Annotated in this window: 21 protein-coding genes; 15 read left to right on the top strand and 6 right to left on the bottom strand. The window is 71.7% G+C overall.

The genetic code is table 11. From position 1 onward, the window contains the following. Positions 1-106: 106 nt before the first annotated feature. Positions 107-1,006 carry a GNAT family protein gene (locus tag P2F65_RS07010; RefSeq protein WP_275805478.1) on the top strand — a complete coding sequence of 300 codons (900 nt, stop codon included), beginning with the start codon at positions 107-109 and terminating at the stop codon, positions 1,004-1,006. Between the two features lie 329 nt (positions 1,007-1,335). On the opposite strand, the gene P2F65_RS07005 is transcribed toward P2F65_RS07010, so the two are convergent. Further along, complete coding sequence (locus tag P2F65_RS07005) at positions 1,336-1,884, bottom strand: NAD(P)H-dependent oxidoreductase (protein WP_275805476.1); 549 nt, start codon at positions 1,882-1,884, stop codon at positions 1,336-1,338. Positions 1,885-1,989: 105 nt separating this feature from the next. Here P2F65_RS07005 and P2F65_RS07000 point away from each other — a divergent pair, with 105 nt between their 5' ends. The 13 genes from P2F65_RS07000 to guaD all read left to right on the top strand — a co-directional run bounded on the left by P2F65_RS07000 (position 1,990) and on the right by guaD (position 16,394). Next, positions 1,990-3,270: an aldolase gene (locus P2F65_RS07000; RefSeq protein ID WP_275805474.1), complete on the top strand. Its 1,281-nt coding sequence runs from the start codon at positions 1,990-1,992 to the stop codon at positions 3,268-3,270. 21 nt (positions 3,271-3,291) lie between these two features. After that, the gene (locus tag P2F65_RS06995) at positions 3,292-3,537 is read left to right on the top strand and encodes a thiamine-binding protein (protein WP_275805472.1); all 246 of its coding nucleotides are present in this window, start codon (positions 3,292-3,294) and stop codon (positions 3,535-3,537) included. Then, positions 3,527-3,994 carry a helix-turn-helix domain-containing protein gene (locus tag P2F65_RS06990; protein WP_275805470.1) on the top strand — a complete coding sequence of 156 codons (468 nt, stop codon included), beginning with the start codon at positions 3,527-3,529 and terminating at the stop codon, positions 3,992-3,994. The genes P2F65_RS06995 and P2F65_RS06990 overlap by 11 nt, the downstream gene beginning before the upstream one ends. A gap of 267 nt (positions 3,995-4,261) precedes the next feature. Next, positions 4,262-5,167: a factor-independent urate hydroxylase gene (pucL, locus tag P2F65_RS06985; RefSeq protein ID WP_275807318.1), complete on the top strand. Its 906-nt coding sequence runs from the start codon at positions 4,262-4,264 to the stop codon at positions 5,165-5,167. 91 nt (positions 5,168-5,258) lie between these two features. Beyond that, positions 5,259-7,193: a 2-oxo-4-hydroxy-4-carboxy-5-ureidoimidazoline decarboxylase gene (gene uraD, locus P2F65_RS06980; protein ID WP_275805468.1), complete on the top strand. Its 1,935-nt coding sequence runs from the start codon at positions 5,259-5,261 to the stop codon at positions 7,191-7,193. Then, the gene (gene uraD / locus P2F65_RS06975; protein ID WP_275805466.1) at positions 7,190-7,687 is read left to right on the top strand and encodes a 2-oxo-4-hydroxy-4-carboxy-5-ureidoimidazoline decarboxylase; all 498 of its coding nucleotides are present in this window, start codon (positions 7,190-7,192) and stop codon (positions 7,685-7,687) included. The genes uraD (P2F65_RS06980) and uraD (P2F65_RS06975) overlap by 4 nt, the downstream gene beginning before the upstream one ends. 2 nt (positions 7,688-7,689) lie before the next feature. Further along, on the top strand, positions 7,690-8,016 hold the full coding sequence (gene uraH, locus P2F65_RS06970) for a hydroxyisourate hydrolase (RefSeq protein WP_275805464.1): 327 nt from the start codon (positions 7,690-7,692) through the stop codon (positions 8,014-8,016). A 4-nt stretch (positions 8,017-8,020) separates the two neighbouring features. Next, on the top strand, positions 8,021-9,358 hold the full coding sequence (gene allB, locus P2F65_RS06965; RefSeq protein ID WP_275805462.1) for an allantoinase AllB: 1,338 nt from the start codon (positions 8,021-8,023) through the stop codon (positions 9,356-9,358). Continuing rightward, positions 9,355-10,185, top strand: a complete 831-nt coding sequence (locus P2F65_RS06960) for a bifunctional allantoicase/(S)-ureidoglycine aminohydrolase (RefSeq protein ID WP_275805460.1) — start codon at positions 9,355-9,357, stop codon at positions 10,183-10,185. The genes allB and P2F65_RS06960 overlap by 4 nt, the downstream gene beginning before the upstream one ends. Before the next feature lie 120 nt (positions 10,186-10,305). Beyond that, entirely contained in the window at positions 10,306-11,853 is a 1,548-nt protein-coding gene (locus P2F65_RS06955; RefSeq protein ID WP_275805458.1) for an FAD binding domain-containing protein, read from the top strand. Further along, entirely contained in the window at positions 11,850-14,246 is a 2,397-nt protein-coding gene (gene xdhB / locus P2F65_RS06950) for a xanthine dehydrogenase molybdopterin binding subunit (protein ID WP_275805456.1), read from the top strand. The genes P2F65_RS06955 and xdhB overlap by 4 nt, the downstream gene beginning before the upstream one ends. Before the next feature lies 1 nt (position 14,247). After that, positions 14,248-15,093 carry a xanthine dehydrogenase accessory protein XdhC gene (gene xdhC, locus P2F65_RS06945; RefSeq protein WP_275805454.1) on the top strand — a complete coding sequence of 282 codons (846 nt, stop codon included), beginning with the start codon at positions 14,248-14,250 and terminating at the stop codon, positions 15,091-15,093. Next, positions 15,090-16,394, top strand: coding sequence for a guanine deaminase (guaD, locus tag P2F65_RS06940; protein WP_275805452.1), 1,305 nt, complete (start codon positions 15,090-15,092; stop codon positions 16,392-16,394). Before xdhC ends, guaD begins: the two co-directional genes overlap by 4 nt. Positions 16,395-16,411: 17 nt before the next feature. On the opposite strand, the gene aceB is transcribed toward guaD, so the two are convergent. Beyond that, a complete protein-coding gene (aceB, locus tag P2F65_RS06935; RefSeq protein WP_275805450.1) occupies positions 16,412-18,022 on the bottom strand; it encodes a malate synthase A in 1,611 nt (536 codons plus the stop codon). A 241-nt stretch (positions 18,023-18,263) separates the two neighbouring features. On the opposite strand from aceB, the gene P2F65_RS06930 reads away from it, so the two are divergent. Then, positions 18,264-19,004: an IclR family transcriptional regulator gene (locus tag P2F65_RS06930; RefSeq protein WP_275807315.1), complete on the top strand. Its 741-nt coding sequence runs from the start codon at positions 18,264-18,266 to the stop codon at positions 19,002-19,004. A gap of 90 nt (positions 19,005-19,094) precedes the next feature. Here P2F65_RS06930 and acs read toward each other — a convergent pair whose 3' ends face one another. The 4 genes from acs to P2F65_RS06910 form a co-directional block, all read right to left on the bottom strand. After that, positions 19,095-21,080, bottom strand: coding sequence for an acetate--CoA ligase (acs, locus tag P2F65_RS06925; RefSeq protein ID WP_275805448.1), 1,986 nt, complete (start codon positions 21,078-21,080; stop codon positions 19,095-19,097). A gap of 150 nt (positions 21,081-21,230) precedes the next feature. Then, entirely contained in the window at positions 21,231-21,404 is a 174-nt protein-coding gene (locus tag P2F65_RS06920) for a hypothetical protein (protein ID WP_275807406.1), read from the bottom strand. Positions 21,405-21,426: 22 nt separating this feature from the next. Continuing rightward, positions 21,427-23,052: a cation acetate symporter gene (locus P2F65_RS06915; protein ID WP_275805446.1), complete on the bottom strand. Its 1,626-nt coding sequence runs from the start codon at positions 23,050-23,052 to the stop codon at positions 21,427-21,429. After that, entirely contained in the window at positions 23,049-23,384 is a 336-nt protein-coding gene (locus P2F65_RS06910) for a DUF485 domain-containing protein (protein WP_275805444.1), read from the bottom strand. Before P2F65_RS06910 ends, P2F65_RS06915 begins: the two co-directional genes overlap by 4 nt. Between the last annotated feature and the right edge of the window lie 96 nt (positions 23,385-23,480).

The raw sequence follows: 23,480 nt of genomic DNA, 5'->3' as shown, positions 1-23,480 counted from the left end.
CGCCGACCAGACTTCCCGGCACACCAGGCGCCAGTCTATCGACGCTCACGCCGGACCGTCCGGCCCAGTGTGAGGCCCTCGTGGAGCGTGCATCATCGTGTGCGGCATGAGCACCCTGCGCCGCGTCGAGGTCGAGGTCGACGCCCGTACCCACGGCAGCGTCACCCTGGCCCCCCTGCGCCCCGGTGAGGCCGAGCTCACCATCGACCTCCCCGACCGCTCGGTCGCCCCGGCCGGCGCCGCTGCCCGGCGGGCACTGCAGTGGGCGTTCACCGATGGTGGGTGTGCCGTGGTGCACTGGCACGCGCGCAGCGGGGACCTCACTTCGCGCCGGGCGGCATGGGAGGCGGGGTTCGCCTTCGGGGCCACGGTGCCGCGTGTGGTCGACGGTGTCGTCGTCGACTGCTGGACGGGCTGGACCACCGCCGACGGCCCGCGTGAGCCGGCGACCCGGTGGCTCGAGCCTCACCCGCTGGAGACACCGAGGATGCGGCTGCGGCCCTGGCGCGAGACCGACGGAGAGGCCTTGGTGGAGGCGTCCAACGACCCGGTGCTGCGCCACTTCGTGCCGCACTCCCCGCTGCCCCGGCACCCCGACGCCGTCCCTGCCTACCTGGCGCGCATCGCCCTTACGGCGGCGAACGGGCACCGCGTCGCCTGGTGCGTGGCCGACCGCGACACCGACGAGGCACTGGGCAACGTGGCGGTCTTCGAGTTCGACGGGCTGCCGGGGCGTGATGAGGCCCAGGTCGGCTACTGGGCCCGCCCGGCGGCGCGGGGCCGCGGGGTGATGGCCGAGGCCGTCCGGCGGGCGACCGACTGGGCTTTCGACCCGGCGGGGCTCGACGTGCACCGCCTCTACCTGCTGACGTCGGCCAGCAACGCGGGGTCACGACGGGTGGCCGAGCGGGCGGGGTTCACCCATGTGGGCACCGAACGCGGCAACGCACCGACTGGTGACACCTTCGAGGACAGCGCGCTCTACGACCGGCTGCGCGACGCCTGATCTGCGCCTCGTGTCCGCCTGAGTGGTGGCTGGGCCTCCGGCGGCGCCTGCGCGCAGAAGGACGCACCCCGGTGCGTCAGGCGCCGAGGTGCGTTCGTCACGGTGCCCAGTGGAACCGCCCCACATCACCTCGCAGGCTCGTAGCTGCGGACGGTCAGGAACACGTGCGAGATGACCTTGCCGTCGCGCACCCGGTAGAAGCCGGAGCAGGGAACCCCGCCCGGATCCACCATGGTGGTGACGACCCGGAGTCGACGCCAGTGACGTCGGACCCCACCACTCAGAGGCCAACGTCCCTGAACGGCAACGGGATCGGGAGACCAGCGGCCCTACGAGCGATCGCGGGTGGATCGAGCCGCGGCGTCCCGGAGCCCCTCGAAGGTCTTCGCGAGCTCGCCGACGAGCTCGGCATCGGCCACCACCTCACCGTCGACCAGGGTGCTGCCGAACGCCAGGCCGGGCGCCTCGACCACGGTCATCTTCACGCGCTCCAGCGTCTGGCGCAGGGCCGCCTTCGCGTGGCGGGCGCCGTACCAGCCGTAGCCCACGCAGGCCACGGGCAGCCCCTCCCACTCGGCGTACAGGAAGTCGATGGCGTTCTTCAGGGCGGCGTTGTAGCCGCGGTTGTACTCCGGCATCACGATGAGCAGCGCCTCGGCGTCGCGGACCGCGGCCGACCAGCGCCGGGTGTGCTCGTGCGCGTAGTCGCCCTCCGACGGCTCGCGCGGCTCGTCGAGGAACGGCAGCGCGAAGTCGGCGAGGTCGAGCACCTCGACGTCGAACCCGGTCGTGGGCACCTGCTCCAGCACCCACCGGGCCACGGTCGGGCCCAGGCGGCCGGGGCGGGTGCTGGCGATGAGGATGCGGAGGGCGACCACGCGGCGAGCCAACCACACGGAGGCGGCAGCGGCGGAGCCTTGACTTCCACCAGTCAGAAGATAATGTCCGCGCTCCAGAAAAATGCCCCGTCCATGAGGAGACGCATGCCGCCGTCGAGCCCCAACGCCCAGCCGCCCGGCTCCGTCTCCGTCGCCTGGCTGGAGTCCCTCGCCGACGAGCTCGATGACCGCCTGGCCGGAGCCGATCGGGCCCTGCGCGAGGGTTACCCCGGGGAGCGCGCCGGCCGGCAGCCGGTGCACACGGTCTACGTGCCCGCCGACCGCTACTCCGAGGGCCTGGTGCCCCAGTGGGGGGCCGCCGCTCTGGCGTCCCTCGACGCCGACCCGGAGGGCTTCCGGGGCGTGCTGGGGCAGGGCGAGGACGGACTGCTGGAGCGCGTGCGTGCCAAGCTCGCGTCCGAGCCCATCGAGGACCTGCGGATCGACTTCGAGGACGGCTACGGCGACCGGCCCGATGGCGAGGAGGACGAGGCCGCGCGCTCGGCCGCGCGGTCCCTGGCCGCCTCCCTCGGCCGCGACGAGGCGGCGCCGTTCAACGGCATACGGTTCAAGAGCTTCGAGGCCCCGACCCGGCGACGCGGGCTGCGCACGCTGGCGCTGTTCCTCGAGGAGCTGGCCGGTGCAGGTCCTCTGCCCGAGGGCTTCGTCGTCACGCTGCCCAAGGTGACCTCCGTCGAGCAGGTCGAGGCGATGGTGGTGGCGGCGTCCCGGCTCGAGGAGAGCCTCGGCCTGGGTCCGGCGGCGCTGCGGTTCGAGATCCAGGTCGAGACCCCCCAGGCGGTCCTCGGCCCGGACGGCACGGCTCTGGTGACCCGCATGGTGCACGCGGCGGCCGCTCGCTGCACCGGGCTGCACTACGGCACCTACGACTACTCGGCGTCCTGCGGGATCGCCGCCCAGTTCCAGAGCATGGAGCACCCGGTCGCCGACTACGCGAAGGCCGTGATGCAGGTGGCGGCGGCCGGCACCGGCGTGCGGCTCTCCGACGGCTCGACCAACGTGCTCCCGGTCGGCGGTCCCGAGGCCGTGCGGGCCGGCTGGGCCCTGCACCACCGCCTCGTCCGCCGCTCCCTGGAGCGCGGCTACTACCAGGGCTGGGACCTGCACCCGGCCCAGCTGCCCACCCGCTACGCCGCGGTGTTCGCCTTCTACCGCGACGGCCTGCCCCAGGCCGCCGACCGGCTCCGCCGCTACGTCGAGCGTGCCGACTCGGGCTTCCTCGACGAGCCGGCGACCGCCCGGGCGCTCGCCGACTTCATCCTCCGCGGGGTCGACTGCGGGGCGGTCGGCGTCGCCGAGGCGCAAGGGCTGTCGGGGGTCGATGCCGCGGGTCTGGCGGTGCTGGCGCGCCGCGTGGCGGGCTGAGCCGACGGCTACCGTGGTGCCATGGACCTGACGGCCGAGTTCACGACCGAGCCGTTCCATGGCGAGGGTGAGCCCCCGGAGCACGTCGGCGCCGCGGCCGGTGCGCTCGTCGAGGCGGGGCTGGCACCCGAGCTCGGTCCGTTCGGCACCTCGGTCACCGGCGGGGCCGAGTGCCTCCTGCCGGCCCTGGAGCGGGCGATGGAGGCCGCCTTCGCCTCGGGCGCCACGCGGTTCACCCTCCAGGTGAGTCCTCGCGATGGCTGCTGACCCCGAACCCGGCACCGCCGCCCCGGAGGTGCGGGACCTGCTCGCGTCGGCCGTGGCGCCGCTGCTCGAGCGGGTCGGGGGGCGGCTCGTGGACGTGGCCGACGGGGAGCCCGGCGATGTGCCCCTCGTGTGGAACGACGTGCCCGTGGTCCTGGTGCGGCTGGGCTCACCGGTCCCGGGTCAGGACGCCGCGGCTGTCCCGAGTGCCGTCCAGGCCGCGGTCCCGTCCGCGGACCTGTCCGACGGCCTCGCCCGGCTCATCGCCGAGGTCGAGGCTGAGCTGGGCGGCGTGCTCTCCTCGCTGGTGCGTTCCGACAAGCAGCGGGCCGTCCGCCTGCTCGAGGAGCGCGGGGCCTTCGAGATGCGCCGGTCCGCCGAGACCGTGGCGGAGGCGCTCGGGGTCACCCGTTTCACCGTCTACAACTACCTCAACCGGGGAGGCGAGCCGCGCGCCTGAGTGGCCGCTGCCGCGGCCTTCAACAAACTGTTGACGTGATGCAGGTCACGTCCTAGTGTCCCGGTAGCGCTGCAGCACCCATTCCGTCCCGCGGAATCTGTGTCTCGGTGCATGGAATCAACGGTGATTCTGCGACCTGTCGACACCGTCGGCTCGGGCGCTGTCGCCGCCGACCCCGCGGCATACCCGGGCACCACCGCCGGCCACGCCGCTCCCGCAGCCCGTCCGGCCAGCTCGGGCGCCACGACCAGGGAGCACGACGGATACATGGGCATCGTCCTCGGACCAAACCAGTACGGCAAGGCGGAGAGCCGGGTCGTCCGGGTCTACCGCGACAGCCAGCGCCACGAGATCAGGGATCTCAACGTCTCCACCGCCCTGCGCGGGGACTTCGCGGCCGCCCACGTCGACGGCGACCAGAGCCGGGTCCTGCCCACTGACACGCAGAAGAACACCGCCTTCGCCTTTGCCAAGGAGAAGGGGGTGGCCTCCCCGGAGGAGTACGCCCTCGCGCTCGCGGAGCGCTTCCTCGAGGCTGCCGAGGCCGCCACGGGTGCGCGCATCTCGGTCGAGGAGTACGCCTGGGACCGGATCAGCGTCGACGGGGCAGGCCACGACCACGCCTTCGTCCGCCGCGGCGGGGACGTCCGCACCACCGTGGTCACGCTCGACGACAGCGGCGACGAGCGCAGGGCATGGGTGGTCTCCGGGCTGGGCGACCTCGTCGTCCTGAAGTCGACCGGGTCGGAGTTCAAGGGCTTCCTCAAGGACCGCTACACGACCCTGGCCGAGGCCGACGACCGAATCCTCGCGACCTCCCTCGTGGCCCGCTGGCGTTACGAGGGCACGGCAGTCAACTGGAACAAGGCCTTCGACGACATCCGCCAGGTCCTGCTCACGACCTTCGCGGTGACCTACAGCCGCGCCCTGCAGGAGACGCTCTACGCGATGGGCCGCGCCGTGCTCGAGGCACACCCGGACGTCGCGGAGATCAGGTTCTCGGCACCCAACAAGCACCACTTCCTGGTCGACCTCTCGCCCTTCGGGCTCGAGAACAGCGGCGAGGTCTTCCACGCCGCCGACCGCCCTTACGGCCTCATAGAGGCGAGCGTGTGCCGGGAGGGAGCCTCCCCGGCCGGTGACGCCTGGCTGGCCGTCCCCGGCTTCTGCTGAGCGGCCCCCTGCTGCCGCGCCGCCCTGCTCAACCACCAAGCGCTCTGAAACGACCTGAAGGCCAGGTCACCGCCAGGAAGAGGTGTCAGTCATGACCGCACAGCCCGCCGACCGGCGCGCGCCACAGCGCAGCGTGAGGCATCCCGTCGACGAGGTCCTGCCGGCGCCGAAACTGGCCATCTACGGCTTCCAGCACGTGCTGGCCTTCTACGCCGGAGCGGTCATCGTGCCGATCCTGCTGGCGAACTCCATCGGCCTGAGCACCGAGGAGCTCATCCACCTGATCAACGCCGACCTGTTCACCTGCGGCATCGCCTCCATCATCCAGTCCGTCGGGTTCTGGAAGGTCGGTGTGAAGCTGCCCCTGCTGCAGGGCGTGACCTTCACGGCGGTGTCGCCGATGATCGCCATCGGCGCGGCCGCGGGCGGCGGCACCGACGGCCTTCTCGTCATCTACGGCGCCGTGATCGTGGCGGGCCTGTTCACCTTCCTCGTCGCGCCGTACTTCAGCCGGCTCATCCGCTTCTTCCCGCCGGTCGTCACCGGGTCGGTCATCACCATCATCGGCATCGCGCTGCTGCCGGTGGCCGCGGCGGACGCCACGGGTGGCGCCGGGCCGACGTCCGACCCGACGAGCGGCAAGAACCTCGCCTACGCCCTGGGCACCCTGGCCCTCATCGTGCTGATCCAGCGCATCTTCAAGGGCTTCATGGCCACGATCGCCGTCCTCGCGGGCCTGGTCATCGGCACCCTCGTCGCCTGGGCGTTCGGCGACGCGCACTTCGACGCCGTCGCCAGCTCTGGCTGGGTGGGTGTGACCACGCCGTTCCACTTCGGCTGGCCGAAGTTCTCCGTCGCCGCGATCATCTCGATGATCGTCGTCATGCTCATCACCGCCGTCGAGACCACCGGCGACGTGTTCGCCACCGGTGAGATCGTCGAGAAGCGGGTCGGCAAGGACGACATCGCCCGTGCCCTGCGCGCCGATGGCCTTGCCACCACCGTCGGTGGCGTCTTCAACTCCTTCCCCTACACCTGCTTCGCCGAGAACGTCGGCCTCGTGCGGCTCACCCAGGTCAAGAGCCGCTACGTCGTGGCAGCAGCCGGCGCGATCATGGTCCTCATCGGCCTGATCCCCAAGGCGGGCGCGGTCGTCGCCGGCATACCCCACCCCGTCCTCGGCGGCGCCGCCCTGGCCATGTTCGCCACGGTCGCGGTGGTGGGCTTCCAGACCCTGTCGCGAGTCGACTTCCACGACCACCGCAACGTCGTCATCGTGGCGACCAGCATCGGCCTGGCCATGCTCGTCACCGCGCAGCCCGACGTGGCCAAGGCCGTGCCGGACTGGGCCCAGATCATCCTCGGCAGCGGCATCACCCTCGGAAGCATCACCGCCATCGGCCTCAATGCCCTGTTCCACCACGTCGGCAAGAGCTACGGGCCGGCGGTGGCCGGGCAGCCGGGCGACCTGGTGCGGCTCGACCAGGTCAACGGCATGGACCGCGACGAGTTCGTGCGCACCTTCTCCGGTCTGTTCCAGGGGCCGAACTGGGTGGTCGAACAGGCCTACCGGCTGCGGCCCTTCGAGGACACCCACGACCTGCGACGGGCGTTCCAGGAGGCGCTCTTCTCCGGCAGCGACGCGGACCAGGAGCGGCTCATCGCGTCCTACCCCGACCTGGGCTCGCCCCGGGTGGCGCAGGGCGAGGAGGGCCCCGACTCGCTGCGGGACCAGTCCTCGCTCGGCCTTACCCACCTCGCCGAGAACGAGAACGCCGAGCTCGCCACGCTGACCGCTGCCTACCGCGAGCGCTTCGGCTTCCCGCTCATCGCCTGTGTCCGCGACGAGGACTCCTCCGAGCAGGTCGTGCGTCATGGCTGGCACCGCCTCGAGAACTCCCCCACACAGGAGCACGCGGCGGCCCTCATCGAGGTCGCCAAGATCGCCGGGCACCGCTTCGACGACCTCGTCGCCGGCGCCAACCCCATCCACAGCGCCCGCGCCCGCCGCATGGGAATCGAGTGAGCACGTCAGCGGAGGCGTTCAACGCCCTCCCCGACGACGAGGCCCGGGCTCGCCTCGAGACCTGCCTGGCCGTGCCCAGATGGGTCGACGACGTGCTCGCCGGCCGGCCCTACAGCGATGACGCATCGCTGTGGGACCGCGCCGAGCGGGCCGCCGCGCAGCTCGACGACGACGAGCTCGAGGCCGCACTCAGCCGGCACCCGCGCATCGGGGAGCGGCCGACCGAGCCTGGCCACGAGGCGGCCTTCTCCCGGCGCGAGCAGTCCGGCGTCGACGGGTCCGACCCCGACGTCACCCTGCGACTGGCGGAGGGCAACCGGGCCTACGAGGCGCGTTTCGACCGGGTCTTCCTCATCAGGGCCGCGGGGCGCTCGGCGCATGAGATCCTCGGTGAGCTCGAGCGACGGATGCGGAACGACGACGCCACCGAGCGCGGCGAGACGGTCACCCAGCTGCGGGAGATCGCGATGCTCCGGCTGAGGCAGGTGGTCTGACGATGGGCACGCTGAGCACCCACGTGCTCGACACCAGCCGCGGCCGCCCGGCGGAGGGGGTGCCGGTCCAGCTCCTCGCACTCGCCTCGCAGGCTCCCCTCGGTGAGGGCGTCACCAACGCCGACGGCCGCGTTGCGGCCATCGGGCCCGAGCGGCTCAAGCCGGGCGACTACCGGTTGCGGTTCGACACGGCCGCCTACTTCGCAGCGGCGGGCACGGAGGGGTTCTACCCCGAGGTCGTCGTGGCGTTCACGGTGGCCGAGGGCCAGCACTACCACGTGCCGCTGCTGCTCAACCCCTTCGGCTACTCGACCTACCGCGGGAGCTGACGGCATGCGGTGTGACGTCGTCGTCCACGCCGAGCGGGCGGTCATCGCCGAGGGCGAGGGGTCTGCAGCCGTCGGGATCACCGACGGGCGGATCGTCGCCGTGGAACGCGGCGGGTCGACCCTCACCGGTGGGGAAACCGTCCGCCTCGGCAGCGAGCTCGTCCTGCTGCCAGGCCTGGTCGACACCCACGTGCACGTCAACGAGCCGGGCCGCACCGAGTGGGAGGGCTTCGCCAGCGCCACCCGCGCCGCCGCGGCCGGCGGCGTCACGACGATCGTCGACATGCCGCTCAACAGCATCCCGCCGACCACGACGGTGGAGGCGCTGCGGGCCAAGCAGGCCGTGGCCCGGGACCAGGCCTTCGTCGACGTGGGGTTCTGGGGCGGTGCCGTCCCGGGCAACCTCGCCGACCTGCGCCCGCTGCACGAGGCGGGTGTCTTCGGCTTCAAGTGCTTCCTGCTGCACTCGGGGGTCGACGAGTTCCCGCACCTCGACGCGGCGGGCCTGAAGGCCGCCCTTGCCGAGGCCGCGGGCTTCGACGGCCTGGTCATCGTGCACGCGGAGGACCCCGCGACCATCGACGGGTCGCCGGCTCCCGCCGGTCCGCGGTATGCCGGTTTCCTCGGCTCGCGTCCTAAGGAGGCGGAGGAGCGCGCGATCGCCCAGGTGGTCGAGGCCGCCCGGGAGACCGGGGCTCGGGCACACGTCCTGCACCTCTCGGACGCCGATGCGCTCCCGCTGATCGCCGCCGCCCGGGCCGAGGGCGTACGCCTCTCCGTGGAGACGTGTCCTCACTACCTGACGCTGACGGCAGAGGAGATCCCCGACGGCGCGACGCAGTTCAAGTGCTGCCCGCCCATCCGCGAGGCCGGTAACCGCGACCGTCTCTGGCAGGGCCTGGCCGAGGGAACCATCGAGGCGGTGGTCTCCGACCACTCGCCGTGCACGCCCGAGCTCAAGCGGCTCGACAGCGGTGACTTCGGGGCGGCCTGGGGCGGTATCGCCTCGCTCCAGCTCGGGCTCCCGGTCGTCTGGACCGAGGCGCGGCGGCGCGGCCACTCGCTCGTCGACGTGGTGCGGTGGATGGCCGCCGGGCCCGCCCGACAGGCCGGCCTGGCCGACCGCGGCCGCATCGCCGTGGGTTGCCAGGCCGACCTCGTCGTCTTCGCTCCCGACGACGAGTTCATCGTGGACCCAGCGCGGCTGCTCCACCGGAACCCGGTGAGCGCCTACGCGGGTCGCACCCTCACCGGCACCGTCCGGCACACGTGGCTGCGCGGCAGGCCCATCGACATCGACGGGGAGCCGCGCGGGCGGCTCCTGAGGAGGGGACGGACATGACGCCTCGTTACTACGCGCCGACCGGGGGCCTGCCAGGCCAGACCGAGCTCACGACCGACCGCGCGGTCTTCACCGAGGCGTATGCCGTCCTGCCGCGGGGGACCATGCGGGACATCGTCACGAGCGCGCTGCCGTTCTGGGAGAAGACGAGGTTGTGGATCATCGCGCGGCCACTGTCCGGGTTCGCGGAGACGTTCTCGCAGTATGTCGTCGAGGTGTCCCCGGGAGGTGGCAGCGACCGCCCCGAGCCCGACCCGGCAGCAGAAGCCGTTCTCTTCGTCGTCGACGGCGCCGTGAGGCTGGTCCTCGAAGGCGAGGTGCACGAGATGCGACCTGGCGGCTACGCCTTCATCCCGCCGGGAGCGGACTGGACCCTGCACAACGCCGGCGAGGCGGCGGCGAGGTTCCACTGGATCCGCAAGGCCTACGAGCGCGTCGAGGGCATCGAGGTGCCCCGGGCCTTCGTCACCGAGGAGACGGCTGTCGACGCAGCGGAGATGCCCGGCACCGAGGGCCGCTGGACGACACAGCGGTTCGTCGACCCGCTCGACGTCCGGCACGACATGCATGTGAACATCGTCAACTTCGAGCCCGGCGGGGTGATCCCCTTCCCCGAGACGCACGTCATGGAGCACGGGCTCTACGTCCTCGAGGGCAAGGCGGTCTACCTGCTCAACAACGACTGGGTCGAGGTGCAGGAGGGCGACTTCATGTGGCTGCGCGCGTTCTGCCCCCAGGCTTGCTACGCCGGTGGGCCGGGCCGTTTTCGCTACCTGCTCTACAAGGACGTCAACCGACACGCGAAACTCGGCCGCCAGTTCCCGTAGCCGACGCCGATTCCCCCGATCAGACCCTTTTCAACCTTGCCCCAGCTGCCCGAGCACGTGATGCGAGGGCAGTCCTGGGCGGATGATGAGACGACCGCAATGGTGTGGAGGAGCTCGACCATGGATGCGCTGCACGTGATGATCAACGGGACACCGCGTGCCCTGGGTGCCATCGCGCCGCACGAGAACGCTCTTGACTTCCTGCGGGGCTGCGGGCTCACCGGCGCGAAGGAGGGCTGTGCCGAGGGGGAGTGCGGCGCCTGCTCGGTGCTCGTCGCCCGCCCCGCGGTGGGCGCTGACGGCGAGGACGCCGGCACGGAGTGGACCGCCATCAACGCCTGCCTCATCCCGGCCGCCGCGCTCGACGGCCAAGAGGTCGTCACCGCCGAGGGCCTGGGTGCACCGGGCGCCCTGCACCCGGTGCAGCAGGAGATGGCCGTGCGCGGGGGGTCGCAGTGCGGTTACTGCACCCCCGGCTTCGTCTGCAGCATGGCCGCGGAGTTCTACCGCGAGGGCCGCTGTGCCGCGGGTGGTCCGGCCACGTCACCGGTCGACCCCACCGGCAACGGGCACGCCGTGCCCCCGGGCCGCGAGGGCGACGAGCGCACGGACGCAGGCCACGAGCGCGGGCCGAACGGCTTCGACCTGCACGCGCTGAGCGGCAACCTGTGCCGGTGCACCGGCTACCGGCCCATCCGTGACGCCGCCTACGCGCTGGGCGAGCCCGTCGCCGATGACCCGCTGGCGGCCCGCCGCGCCGAACCGGCGCCGGCTGCCGCGCACACGAGGCTGGCGGGGCGGGGCGGGGACTTCGTGCGTCCGGCCGACCTGACGGAGGCACTGGGCCTCCTCGCCGAGCGCCCGGACGCCCAGCTCGTGGCGGGCTCCACGGACTGGGGCGTCGAGGTCAACCTGCGCGGCGCCCGACCCGCGCTGGTGCTGGCCGTCGACCGGCTGCCCGAGCTCCGTGAGCTCAACTGGTCCGAAGACGCCGTGGAGATCGGCGCAGCCCTCAGCCTCTCGGAGGTCGAGCGCCGGCTGGCCGGACGCGTGCCGCTGCTGGACCAGCTGTTCCCCCAGTTCGCCTCGCGCCTGATCCGCAACGGCGCCACCATCGGCGGAAACCTCGGGACGGGTTCCCCCATCGGCGACACCCCGCCCGCCCTCCTCGCCCTCGAGGCCACCGTCGTGCTGGCGTCACGGGAGGGCCGGCGCGAGGTCGTGCTCGCCGACTACTTCACCGGCTACCGCCGGAGCGTGCGGGCAGGCGACGAGCTCATCGTCGCGGTCCGCATCCCCCTGCCGCTCGCGCCGGTCACCGCCTTCCACAAGGTCTCCAAGCGACGGTTCGACGACATCTCCAGCGTGGCGGTGGCCCATGCGCTGACGATCGAGGACGGTGTGGTCAAGCGTGCCCGGATCGGGCTCGGCGGGGTGGCTGCAACGCCGCTGCGGGCGCTCGCGACCGAGGCTGCCCTCGAGGGCCGGCCCTGGTCGGAGGACGTCGTCCGCGAGGCCGCCGCGACGATGCGCGGGGAGGGAACCCCGATGGACGACCACCGTGCGAGCTCGGCCTACCGCTCAGCCATGCTCGCGACGTCGCTGCTGCGGCTCTTCGCGGAGCACCCACCCAGCCGGGCCGCCGAACGCCGGGAGGTGACCGCATGAGCGCGCTTTCCGATCGCCCGGTGAATCCTGTTGTGGGACTGGAGATCCCGCACGAGAGCGCTGACCTCCATGTCACGGGCCGGGCGCTGTACACCGACGACCTCCTGACTCGGACCCGAGGTGCGCTGCACGCCTGGCCGGTGCAGGCGCCGCATGCCCACGCGCGGGTGACCCGGCTGGAGGCCGCGCCAGCCCTCGAGGTTCCCGGGGTGGTGCGGGTGCTCACCGCCGACGACGTGCCCGGCGTGAACGACGCGGGGGTCAAGCACGACGAGCCGCTCTTCCCCACCGAGGTGATGTTCCACGGTCACGCCGTCTGCTGGGTGCTGGCCGAGACCATCGAGGCGGCCCGCCTCGGCGCCGAACGCGTCGAGGTCGAGTACGAGCCGCTGCCGTCGCTGCTGACCCTCACCGAGGCGATCGCGGCCGAGTCCTTCCAGGGCGGCCGACCGACCCTCCACCGCGGGGACCCCGACGCGGCGCTGGCCGCCGCGACCCGAGTCGTCGAGGGCGAGTTCGAGTTCGGCGGGCAGGAGCACTTCTACCTCGAGACCCACGCCTCACTGGCGCTCGTCGACGAGGGGGGCCAGGTCTTCGTGCAGTGCAGCACCCAGCACCCCAGCGAGACCCAGGAGATCGTCGCCCACGTCCTCGGGCTGCGCAACCACGAGGTGACCGTGCAGTGCCTGCGCATGGGCGGCGGCTTCGGGGGCAAGGAGATGCAGCCGCACGGGTATGCCGCCATCGCGGCTCTGGGGGCGACCCTCACCGGCCGTCCGGTGCGGCTTCGCCTCAACCGGAGCCAGGACATCACCATGTCGGGCAAGCGCCACCCGTTCCACGCGTCGTGGACCGCCGGCTTCGACGCCGACGGCCACATCGTCGCCCTGCGCGCGACGCTCACCTCGGACGGCGGCTGGAGCCTCGACCTGTCGGAGCCAGTCCTGGCCCGGGCGCTGTGCCACGTCGACAACGCCTACTGGATCCCCGACATCGAGGTCGAGGGCCGGGTCGCCAAGACCCACAAGACCTCCCAGACCGCCTTCCGCGGGTTCGGCGGCCCGCAGGGAATGCTCGTCATCGAGGACATCCTCGGCCGGAGCGCCCCGCTGCTCGGCCTGACCCCCGAGGAGCTCCGCCGGCGCAACCTCTACAGGCCGGGCCAGAGCACGCCCTACGGGCAGCCGGTGCGCCACGCCGAGCGGCTGCTGCGCATCTGGCAGATCGTGGAGGAGTCCGCGGAGGTGGCAAGGCGCCAGCGCGAGATCGCGCAGTTCAACGCGTACCATCGGCACACCAAGCGGGGGCTGGCCATCACGCCTGTGAAGTTCGGGATCTCCTTCAACCTCACCGCGTTCAACCAGGCCGGCGCGCTCGTGCACGTCTACAAGGACGGCTCGGTCCTGGTGAACCACGGCGGCACCGAGATGGGGCAGGGTCTGCACACCAAGATGCTCCAGGTGACGGCCACGGCCCTGGGGGTGCCGCTGGCGAGTGTGCGCCTGGCCCCGACACGCACCGACAAGGTGCCGAACACCTCTGCCACGGCGGCGAGCTCGGGTGCCGACCTCAACGGTGGCGCTATCAAGGACGCCTGCGAGCAGATCCGGGGCCGACTTGCCGAGGTGGCCGGTCGTCGGCTCGGCATCCACCCGGCCGACGTGCGCTTCGGGGACGGCAAGGTGACCGGCATCGGTTTCCACGACACCGTCCTCGACTTCGCCGAGGTCGTGCACGACGCCTATTTCCAGCGGGTCCAGCTGTCAGCGGCCGGGTTCTACCGCACCGAAGGGCTGCACTGGGACGCCTCGCGCATGCAGGGCGAGCCGTTCAAGTACTTCGCCTACGGCGTCTCGGCGTCCGAGGTGGAGGTCGACGGTTTCACGGGCGCCTACCGGTTGCGCCGCGTCGACATCGTGCACGACGTGGGCGACAGCCTCTCCCCGCTGGTCGACATCGGCCAGATCGAGGGCGGCTTCGTCCAAGGCGCCGGCTGGCTGACGCTGGAGGACCTGCGCTGGGACACCAGCGACGGCCCGAACCGCGGTCGGCTCGCGACCCAGGCGGCAAGCACCTACAAGCTGCCGAGCTTCTCGGAGATGCCCGAGGTCTTCAACGTGACGCTCTTCGAGCAGGCCACCGAGGACGGGGTCGTCTACGGCTCGAAGGCCGTCGGCGAGCCACCGCTCATGCTGGCCTTCAGCGTCCGCGAGGCACTGCGGGCCGCTGCCGGGGCGTTCGGGCCCGAGGGTCACAGCGTGGAGCTCGCGTCGCCGGCGACGCCTGAGGTGGTCTTCTGGGCGATCGAGGCGGCGCGGAGGGCAGCGGATCCCGTGGCAGGCCAGGACTCCCCGGCGCGCGAGCCGCGACCGACGCTGGCGGGAGGGGCCTGACATGGCACCAGACCTCGGGTCCGGGCAGGACTGGCTCACCGCCGTCGCGGGCCTCCGCGCACAGCGGCGGGCAGGGGTGGTCGTCACCGTCGTCGAAGTGCGCGGCCACGCCCCGCGCGAGGCCGGCGCCAAGATGGTCGTCTCCGCCGGGCACGTGTGGGGCACGGTGGGCGGTGGAAACCTCGAGGCCACCGCCATCGAGCGGGCGCGGCAGCTGCTCGGCGCGCCCGCCGGCGCGCCCGAGCTGGTGACGGTGCGCCTCACCGACCGGGCGCCGACCGAGCACGGCGTCCAGTGCTGCGGTGGTGAGGTGACCGTGCTCTACGAGCACCTGGCGGTCGCCCCGTCGGTGGCGGTCTTCGGCATCGGTCACGTCGGCCTGGAGCTCGCCCGCATCCTGGCCCGTCACGACCTCGACCTCCACCTCGTCGACTCGCGCGCCGACCAGCTCGCCGACGACAGGCTCGCGGTGCTGGCCGACGCCCGGGCGCGCATCCACGTCCACCACGCGCCGGTCCCGGAACTCGTTCTCGGACAGGTTCCCCCGGGCACCCACGTCCTCGTGATGACCCACGACCACGCCGAGGACGCCGCCCTGTGCGACGCCGCGCTGCGCTGCCGCCACCTCGGCTCGATCGGCCTCATCGGCTCCGACGCCAAGTGGCGCCGCTTCCAGCAACGGCTCGCCGCCGAGGGTCACAGCGCCGAAGAGCTGGCCCGCATCACGACGCCGATCGGGCTGCCTGGCATACAGGGAAAGGAACCTGCCGCCATCGCGGTCGGGGTTGCAGCCTCCCTCCTCATGGCCTTCGACCGGCAGCACGCCGGCCGGGAGATGACGCGATGACCAGCGGCCGCACCGTCCTCTACCGCGCGACGGTGCTCGACACACCGGTGAGCCCCTTCGAGGGCGGGGTCCTGAGGGCAGAGGCCGACGCCGGGCTGCTGGTGTCGGACGGCGCGATCGTCGCCCGTGGCCCGTTCGACGAGCTCCGCCGCCGGCACCGGGAGGTCGAGGTCGTCGACCTCCGCGGCGGACTGCTGCTGCCCGGGCTGGTCGACACCCACGTGCACTTCCCGCAGGTGCGCGTCATCGGCGGGCTGGGCATGCCGCTGCTCCAGTGGCTCGAGCAGTGCGCCCTGCCCGAGGAGGCCCGGCTGTCCGACGTCGGCTACGCCAGGGCAGTCGCTGCCGAGTTCACCGCCGGGCTCGTCGAGGCCGGCACCACCTCGGCCATGGTGTTCGGGTCGCACTTCGCCAGTGCCGTGGACGCCATGTTCACCCAGGCGGCCGAGGCGGGGCTGCGGGTCACCACGGGGCTGGTCGTCAGCGACCGGGTGCTGCGCGACGACCTGCTCACCACCGCCGAACAGGCCTACGACGAGGGCAGGGCACTGGCCGAGCGCTGGCACGGCACGGGGCGCCTGCGGTATGCCGTGACGCCGCGGTTCTCGCTGTCCTGCGGCGACGCGCTGCTCGCCTCCTGTGCCGCCCTGCTCAAGGACGTGCCGGGCTCCTTCTTCACCTCGCACCTCAACGAGAACGTCGCCGAGGTGATGGCCGTCAGCGAGCTCTTCGACGGGGCCGTCGACTACCTCGACACGTACGACCGGCAGGGACTGGTCGGTCGGCGCAGCATCCTGGCCCACAACGTGCACCCCACCGACCGGCAACTGGCCCTGCTCGCCGGGCAGGACGCCACCGTGGCGCACTGCCCGTCGAGCAACTCGGCCCTGGGGAGCGGGCTGTTCCCCCTGCGCCGCCACCACGAGCACGGCGTGCGGGTGTCGCTGGGCTCCGACGTCGGCGCCGGCACCGGCTTCTCGCTGCTCAAGGAGGGGCTGCAGGCCTACTTCGTGCAGCACCTGCTCGGCGACGACGGGCTGCCGCTGACCTCGGCGCACCTGCTCCACCTCGCCACCGCAGCAGGCGCCGACGCGCTGGGCCTGGGGGCCGAAGTGGGCGACCTGAGCGTCGGCAAGCAGTTCGACGCCGTGTGGCTCCGCCCCGAGGACGGGAGCACCCTCGACGTGGTGCTGCGCCATGCGCACAGCGAGGAGGACGCGCTGGCCAAGGCGTTCGCGCTCGGCGGCCCGGCCGACCTCGCCGGGGTCTGGGTGGGTGGTCGGCGCGTCAAGACGCGCTGACCACCCACCCGGCGGACTCAGGAGCGCTCGAGCTCCAGCACGGCCCGGTAGGCAGGCAGGGTCAGGAAGTCCGGAAACGTCTCGCTCAGGGCCGACTCGACGAACAGGCGTCGCGACAGGTCCCAGTGCCCCTTGCCCCAGGCCTGCTCGCCGACCTTCTCGCGCAGCGCGCTGAACTCCTCGTCGACCAGCCGCTCGACGAGCTGCGGCGTCACCGTGTCGCCCGATTCGAGCGTCACGCCGTTGAAGGTCCACTGCCAGACCTGCGAGCGCGAGATCTCGGCCGTCGCGGCGTCCTCCATGAGGTTGTTGATCGCGGCCGCGCCGTTGCCGCCGAGCCACGCCTCGAGGTACTGGATGCCGATGCTGATGTTGTCGCGCAGGCCCTGCTCGGTGCGCTGGCCCGGCGTCTGCGAGACCGAGAGCAGGTCGTCGGCGGTCACCGTCACATCGTCGCGCTGACGGCTGGTCTGGTTGGGGGCACTGCCGAGCACGCCGTCGAAGATCTCCGCGCACACAGGCACCAGGTCGGGGTGGGCCACCCACGACCCGTCGAAGCCGGCCTGCGCCTCGCGGTTCTTGTCCTCGCGGACCTTGGCGAAGGCGCGCTCGTTGACATCGGCGTCGCGACGGCTGGGGATGAAGGCAGCCATGCCGCCCATCGCGAAGGCCCCGCGCCGGTGGCAGGTCTTGACCAGCAGGTCGCTGTAGGCCTTCATCATCGGGGCCGTCATGGTCACCGCGTTGCGGTCGGGCAGGGTGAAGTCGGGCCCGGCGTCGCGGAAGTTCTTGATGATGCTGAACAGGTAGTCCCACCGGCCGGCGTTGAGCCCGGCGGCGTGGTCGCGCAGCTCGTAGAGGATCTCGTCCATCTCGAAGGCGGCGGTGATCGTCTCGATGAGCACCGTTGCCCGGATGGTGCCGTGGGCGATGCCGAGCTGCTGCTGCGCGTGGGTGAACACGTCGTTCCAGAGCCGGGCCTCGAGGTGGGACTCCATCTTGGGCAGGTAGAAGTACGGACCGCTGCCCCGCTCGAGCAGCTCGGCGGCGTTGTGGAAGAAGTAGAGGCCGAAGTCGACGAGCGCGCCCACCATCGGCCGCCCGTCGACCTCGATGTGGGCCTCGTCGAAGTGCCAACCGCGCGGCCGCGGAACGATGACCGGTATGCCGTCGGGGTTCTTCAGCGCGTAGTGCTTGCCCTCCGGGGTGGTGAGCTCGATGGTGCGGCGCACGGCGTCGAACAGGTTGACCTGGCCGCCGACGACGTTGGCCCAGTGGGGGGTGTTGGCGTCCTCGAGGTCGGCCAGCCAGACGCGGGCGCCGGAGTTGAGGGCGTTGATGGCCATCTTGCGCTCGGTGGGGCCGGTGATCTCCACGCGGCGGTCGGCGAAGTCGTCCGGGACCGGCGCCACCGTCCAGCCCCCGGCCCGGACCTCGGCCGTCTCCGGGAGGAAGTCGAGGCGCCCCGTCTCGGCGATCCTCGCCCGGCGCTTGACGCGAGCCTGCAGCAGCTCGTCACGGCGCGGGCCGAAGCGGGTCTGCAGGTCGGCGAGGAACTCCAGCGCCTCGGGGGTCAGGATCTCGTCGCTGCGCTCGACCGGGCCCCCGGTCACGGCGATGTCTGCCATCAGGCCTGTCTCCTCGTTGAGTGGCGTGCGAAGGATGGGTGGATCAATATTCCATCATATGGAATAGTTTTCTCGCCAGTAGGAAAACACGTGTCCCCTTGGCGGCCGAGGGCCGCGAGGCAGGAAGGAGGCCTCGGTGCCTGCAGAGCCCCCGGCGGCAGCCGACCCCCTGGATGAGCCCGGTGGCGCCGACGCGCAGGCCGACGAAGCGGCGGGCAGCCGCCCGGGTGCTCGGGCGGGGGTGCAGTCGCTCGACCGTGCCTTCGCCGTCCTCGAGACGATGGCCGACGCGGGCGGCGTGATCAGCCTGTCGCAGCTGGCGGCCGACGCCGGGCTGCCGCTGCCCACGATCCACCGCATCGTGCGCACCCTCGTCGACCTCGGCTACGTCCGCCAGGAGCCGTCGCGCCAGTACGCCCTCGGCCCCCGGCTGATCCGTCTGGGCGACGTCGCCTCACGCAGCCTCGGCAGCTGGGCTCGGCCCCACATGGCCAGAGTCGCTGCTGCGCTGGGCGAGTCGGTCAACCTGGCGGTGCTCGACGGCGACCAGATCGTCTACGTCGGCCAGGTCATGGCGTCACAGCACTCGATGCGCATGTTCACCGAGGTGGGCCGGCGCGTCGACCCGCACACCACGGCCGTCGGCAAGGCCATCCTGGCCTCCCAGGACCCCGCCGAGGTGCGGGCCCTCCTGTCACGCACCGGCATGACTGCTCGCACCGGCCACACCATCACGACCCCCGAGGGCTTCGCCGAGGAGCTCGAGCGCACCCGCCGGCGCGGCTACGCCCTCGACGACGAGGAGCAGGAGATGGGCGTGCGCTGCGTTGCCGTGGCGGTGCCCGGCGCCCCGCAGCGGATCGCGGTGTCGATGTCGGGCCCCCTGTCGCGGATGGGCGACGACGTCGTGGAGCGGGCGGCGCCGCTGCTGGAGGAGGCCGCCACCGCCATCGCCGCCGAGCTCGGGGCGGCAAGCGCCTAGCGTCACCTCTGGCTCTGGACGCCGTGTGCCGCGCCGGCCCCCGGGTGGGGCGGGCGCGGCACACGGCGCGGCTCGGGTCGATGGGCCGCCTCAGTCGGCGGCCGGCGCCGCCATGCCCTCCTTGATGAGGTTCATGACCGAGGAGTCGGCCAGCGTGGTGACATCGCCGACCTCGCGGTTCTCGGCCACGTCGCGCAGCAGGCGGCGCATGATCTTGCCTGAGCGGGTCTTGGGCAGCTCGGCCACGACCATGATCGAGCGCGGCTTGGCGATCGGGCCGATCTCGTGGGCCACGTGGTTGCGCAGCTCCTGGACGAGGTCCTGGCCCTCGCCCGGCTCGTCGGCCTCCGCGACCGCCTCCTTGCGCAGGATGACGAACGCGCAGACGGCCTGTCCGGTGGTCTCGTCGGCCGCGCCGACGACCGCGGCCTCGGCGACCTTGGGGTGCGAGACCAGTGCCGACTCGATCTCGGCGGTGGAGAGGCGGTGGCCCGAGACGTTCATGACGTCGTCGACCCGGCCGAGCAGCCAGATGTTGCCCTTGGCGTCGTACTTGGCGCCGTCGCCGGCGAAGTAGTACTTCGGCCCGAACCGGCTCCAGTAGGTCTCCTTGTAGCGCTCCGGGTCGCCCCAGATGCCGCGCAGCATCGCCGGCCACGGCTTGGTGAGCACGAGGTAGCCGACCTTCTCCGGCTCGGTGAACGGCTTGCCCTCGTCGTCGAGGATCTCGGCGCTGATGCCGGGGATCGGCTTCTGGGCCGAGCCGGGCTCGAGGTCGGTGACGCCGGGGAGCGGGCTGATCATGATGGCGCCGGTCTCGGTCTGCCACCAGGTGTCGACGATCGGGCAGCGGTCGCCGCCGATGTGCTTGCGGTACCAGAGCCATGCCTCGGGGTTGATCGGCTCGCCGACCGACCCGAGCAGCCTCAGCGACGACAGGTCGAACTTGGCGGGGATGTCGTCGCCCCACTTCATGAACGTGCGGATCGCCGTGGGGGCGGTGTAGAGGATCGAGACCTTGTACTTCTCGACGATCTCCCACCAGCGGCCCTGGTGCGGGGTGTCGGGGGTGCCCTCGTAGAGCACCTGGGTCGCGCCGTTGGCCAGCGGCCCGTAGACGATGTAGGAGTGGCCGGTCACCCAGCCCACGTCGGCGGTGCACCAGTAGACGTCGGTCTCGGGGTGCACGTCGTGGACGATGTGGTTGGTGTAGGCCGCCTGGGTCAGGTAGCCACCGGTGGTGTGGAAGATGCCCTTCGGCTTCCCGGTCGTGCCCGAGGTGTAGAGGATGAACAGCGGGTGCTCGCTGTCCACCGGCTGGGGCTCGTGGGTGTCGGGCTGGGCGTCGACGAGGTCGTGCCACCAGATGTCGCGGTCGTCGACCCAGGTGACGTCGGTGCCGGTGCGCCGCACCACCAGGACCTTCTCGACCGGGTTCTCGCCGTGCTGCAGCGCCTCGTCGACCGCGGCCTTGAGGGGTGCGGCCTTCCCGCGCCGCCACTGCCCGTCGGTGGTGACGACGACCTTGGCCTGCGCGTCGTCGATGCGGGTGTGCAGCGCCTCGGCCGAGAAGCCACCGAAGATCACCGAGTGCGGTGCGCCGAGCCGGGCGCACGCCAGCATGGTCACGACGGTCTCGGGGATCATCGGCATGTAGATGGCCACCCGGTCGCCCTTGCCGACACCGAGCGAGGCCAGCGCGTTGGCCGCCTTGGCGACCTCCTTCTGCAGGGCGGCGTAGGTGACGGTGCGAGTGTCGCCCTGCTCGCCCTCGAAGTGGAGCGCGACACGCTCGCCGTTGCCGGCCTCGACGTGGCGGTCGACGCAGTTGTAGGCGACGTTCAGCTCGCCGCCGACGAACCACTTGGCGAACGGGGCCCCGCTCCAGTCGAGCGTGGTGTCGAAGTCCTTGCTCCAGGTGACGTACGTGCGGGCCTGGTCGGCCCAGAAGGCCTCGAAGTCGGCGTCGGCCGCGGCATACATCTCGGCCTTGCCGTTGGCGTTGGCCGCGAACTCCTCACTGGGCTCGAATGAGTGGTCCTGCTGCAGCACGGTCGACAGGCTCTCCTCGGACACGGCTTCCCTCCTGGCTGACGGCGCGACGGCCGCGTCGCTGCGGCCGAGAGTGACGTCCCCCAGCCAACCGCCTCTCCCGCCCGGCTTCAAGGGGAACGCCTCCTGGGCTCGCCCGGCGGGCTCTGGGAGCGACGAGCGGCGCCGCCGGAATCACCAGCGGTGCGCCACGTCGATGACGAGCCGGCTCGTCATCGCGTCCTGCAGGGTGGACACCCGGAACGGGAGGCGGGCGCGCACCCCGAGGCCGAGCTGGGTGTCGCCCTCGAAGCTGCTGTCCCACCACCCACAGCACGGTGCCGCGCCCCCTGCGCGGGGACACGGCACCGTGGTTGGGGCAGGGCCCGCGCTAGTGCGCGACCGCCTTCTCGGCGCCGTGGCCGGTGAGGCTGCGCACCTCCATCTCGGCGAATTTCAGCTCGCTGGAGGGCTCGCGGCTCGTGACCGTGCCCAGCCAGCCGAGGAAGAAGGACAGCGGGATCGAGACGATGCCCGGGTTGTCCAGCGGGAACCAGCTGAAGTCGACGTTCGGGTCGGTGATCATCGACGGCGACTTGCCCGTGGCGTCGGCCGGCTTGCCGGAGACGACGGGGCTGAAGACGATCAGCGTGATGACCGAGATCAGGCCGCCGTAGAGGCTCCACAGGGCCCCGCGGGTGTTGAACCGCTTCCAGAACAGCGAGTACAGGATCGTCGGCAGGTTGGCGCTCGCCGCGACGGCGAAGGCCAGTGCCACGAGGAACGCGATGTTCTGGTTCTTGGCGAAGATGCCGCCGACGATCGCGATCGCGCCGATCACCAGGGCCGTCATGCGGGCGACCTTCACCTCGGCGTCCGCCGAGACCTCACCGCGCTTGATGACCTGGGCGTAGATGTCGTGCGCGAAGCTCGCGCTCGCGGTGATCGTCAACCCGGCCACCACCGCGAGGATGGTCGCGAAGGCGATCGCCGAGATCAGGCCGAGCAGGATCTCGCCGCCGAGCTCGAAGGCGAGCAGCGGGGCCGCGGAGTTGGCCTTGCCGGGGGCGGCGAGGATCTTGTCCGGGCCGACCAGGGCGGCCGCGCCGTAGCCCATGACCAGGCTCAGCAGGTAGAACAGGCCGATCAGCCAGATGGCCCACTCGACCGACTTGCGGGCCTCCTTGCTCGAGGGGACCGTGTAGAACCGCATGAGCACGTGCGGCAGGCCGGCGGTGCCGAGCACCAGGGCGAGCGACAGCGAGATGAAGTCGACCTGGGTCAGGGTGGACGTGCCGTACTTCAGGCCCGGGTTGAGCAGGGCCTCGCCCGCCTTGGGCGAGTTCTCGACGGCGCCGCCGAGCACCTCCGAGAGGCTGAAGTCGAAGAGGGCCAGCACCCAGACGGTCATGACGATGGAGCCGGCGATGAGCAGCGTCGCCTTGACGATCTGCACGTAGGTCGTGCCCTTCATGCCGCCGATGAGCACGTAGGCGATCATGATGATGCCGACGAGGGCGATCACGAGGTTCTGCGCCGTGTCGCCGTCGAGGCCGAGCAGCAGCGAGACCAGGCCACCGGCACCGGCCATCTGGGCGAGCAGGTAGAAGAAGCTCACCGCGAGGGTGGAGATGGCGGCCGCGGTGCGCACCGGGCGCTGCTTGAGACGGAAGCTCAGCACGTCGGCCATCGTGAAGCGGCCGGTGTTGCGGAGCAGCTCGGCCACGAGCAGGAGCGCCACGAGCCAGGCCACGAGGAAGCCGATGGAGTAGAGGAAGCCGTCGTAGCCGGTGAGGGCGATGGCGCCGGCGATGCCGAGGAACGAGGCGGCCGACAGGTAGTCGCCGGCGATCGCGATGCCGTTCTGCTTCCCGGAGAACGAGCGCCCGCCCGCGTAGTAGTCGGCCGCGGTCGCGTTGCGCCGTGAGGCCTTGATGACGATGAACAGCGTGACGACGACGAACAGGCCGAACACCGCGATGTTCAGCGTCGAGTTGCCGACATTGGTCTCGGTCACTTCTGGCCTCCCTCGAGACGGTCGTGGAGCGCCTCGGCGCGCGGGTCGAACTCCCGGTCGGCCCAGCGCACGTAGAGGACGGTGATGACGAAGGTGGAGACGAACTGGCCGAGGCCGAAGAGGAGGCCCACGTTGATGTTGCCCCATACCTTCTGGGACATGAAGTCCGCCGCGAACGCGGCCAGCAGGACGTAGAGGAAGTACCACGCCAGGAAGAGCGCGGTCATGGGGAAGACGAAGCGGCGGAACCGTCGCCGAAGGTCGACGAACTCGTCGGTCCGCTGCAGGGCGACGTAGGGATCCGTGCTGTGTTCGCGAGCGACGTTGCTCACTGCGCACCTCCAGGACTGGACGCGGGCGGCTCCCGCGGCTGAGGCCCACTGTTGCGACTCGGTATGCCGCGCAGAAGGGCGTGCGCGCGGGTGCGC

This window comes from Knoellia sp. p5-6-4, assembly GCF_029222705.1.
Taxonomy (GTDB): Bacteria; Actinomycetota; Actinomycetes; order Actinomycetales; family Dermatophilaceae; genus Pedococcus_A.
The sequence above is the reverse complement of the archived record's forward strand: the minus strand, read 5'-3'. Positions and strand labels throughout refer to the sequence as shown.

Excerpts from the sequence above, each read along its gene's own strand:
- P2F65_RS07010 (WP_275805478.1), top strand. The coding sequence starts at position 107 with ATGAGCACCCTGCGCCGCGTCGAGGTCGAGGTCGACGCCCGTACCCAC.
- P2F65_RS07000 (WP_275805474.1), top strand. The coding sequence starts at position 1,990 with ATGCCGCCGTCGAGCCCCAACGCCCAGCCGCCCGGCTCCGTCTCCGTC.
- P2F65_RS06995 (WP_275805472.1), top strand. The coding sequence starts at position 3,292 with ATGGACCTGACGGCCGAGTTCACGACCGAGCCGTTCCATGGCGAGGGT.
- P2F65_RS06990 (WP_275805470.1), top strand. The coding sequence starts at position 3,527 with ATGGCTGCTGACCCCGAACCCGGCACCGCCGCCCCGGAGGTGCGGGAC.
- pucL (WP_275807318.1), top strand. The coding sequence starts at position 4,262 with ATGGGCATCGTCCTCGGACCAAACCAGTACGGCAAGGCGGAGAGCCGG.
- uraD (WP_275805468.1), top strand. The coding sequence starts at position 5,259 with ATGACCGCACAGCCCGCCGACCGGCGCGCGCCACAGCGCAGCGTGAGG.
- uraH (WP_275805464.1), top strand. The coding sequence starts at position 7,690 with ATGGGCACGCTGAGCACCCACGTGCTCGACACCAGCCGCGGCCGCCCG.
- allB (WP_275805462.1), top strand. The coding sequence starts at position 8,021 with ATGCGGTGTGACGTCGTCGTCCACGCCGAGCGGGCGGTCATCGCCGAG.
- P2F65_RS06960 (WP_275805460.1), top strand. The coding sequence starts at position 9,355 with ATGACGCCTCGTTACTACGCGCCGACCGGGGGCCTGCCAGGCCAGACC.
- P2F65_RS06955 (WP_275805458.1), top strand. The coding sequence starts at position 10,306 with ATGGATGCGCTGCACGTGATGATCAACGGGACACCGCGTGCCCTGGGT.
- xdhB (WP_275805456.1), top strand. The coding sequence starts at position 11,850 with ATGAGCGCGCTTTCCGATCGCCCGGTGAATCCTGTTGTGGGACTGGAG.
- xdhC (WP_275805454.1), top strand. The coding sequence starts at position 14,248 with ATGGCACCAGACCTCGGGTCCGGGCAGGACTGGCTCACCGCCGTCGCG.
- guaD (WP_275805452.1), top strand. The coding sequence starts at position 15,090 with ATGACCAGCGGCCGCACCGTCCTCTACCGCGCGACGGTGCTCGACACA.
- aceB (WP_275805450.1), bottom strand. The coding sequence starts at position 18,022 with ATGGCAGACATCGCCGTGACCGGGGGCCCGGTCGAGCGCAGCGACGAG.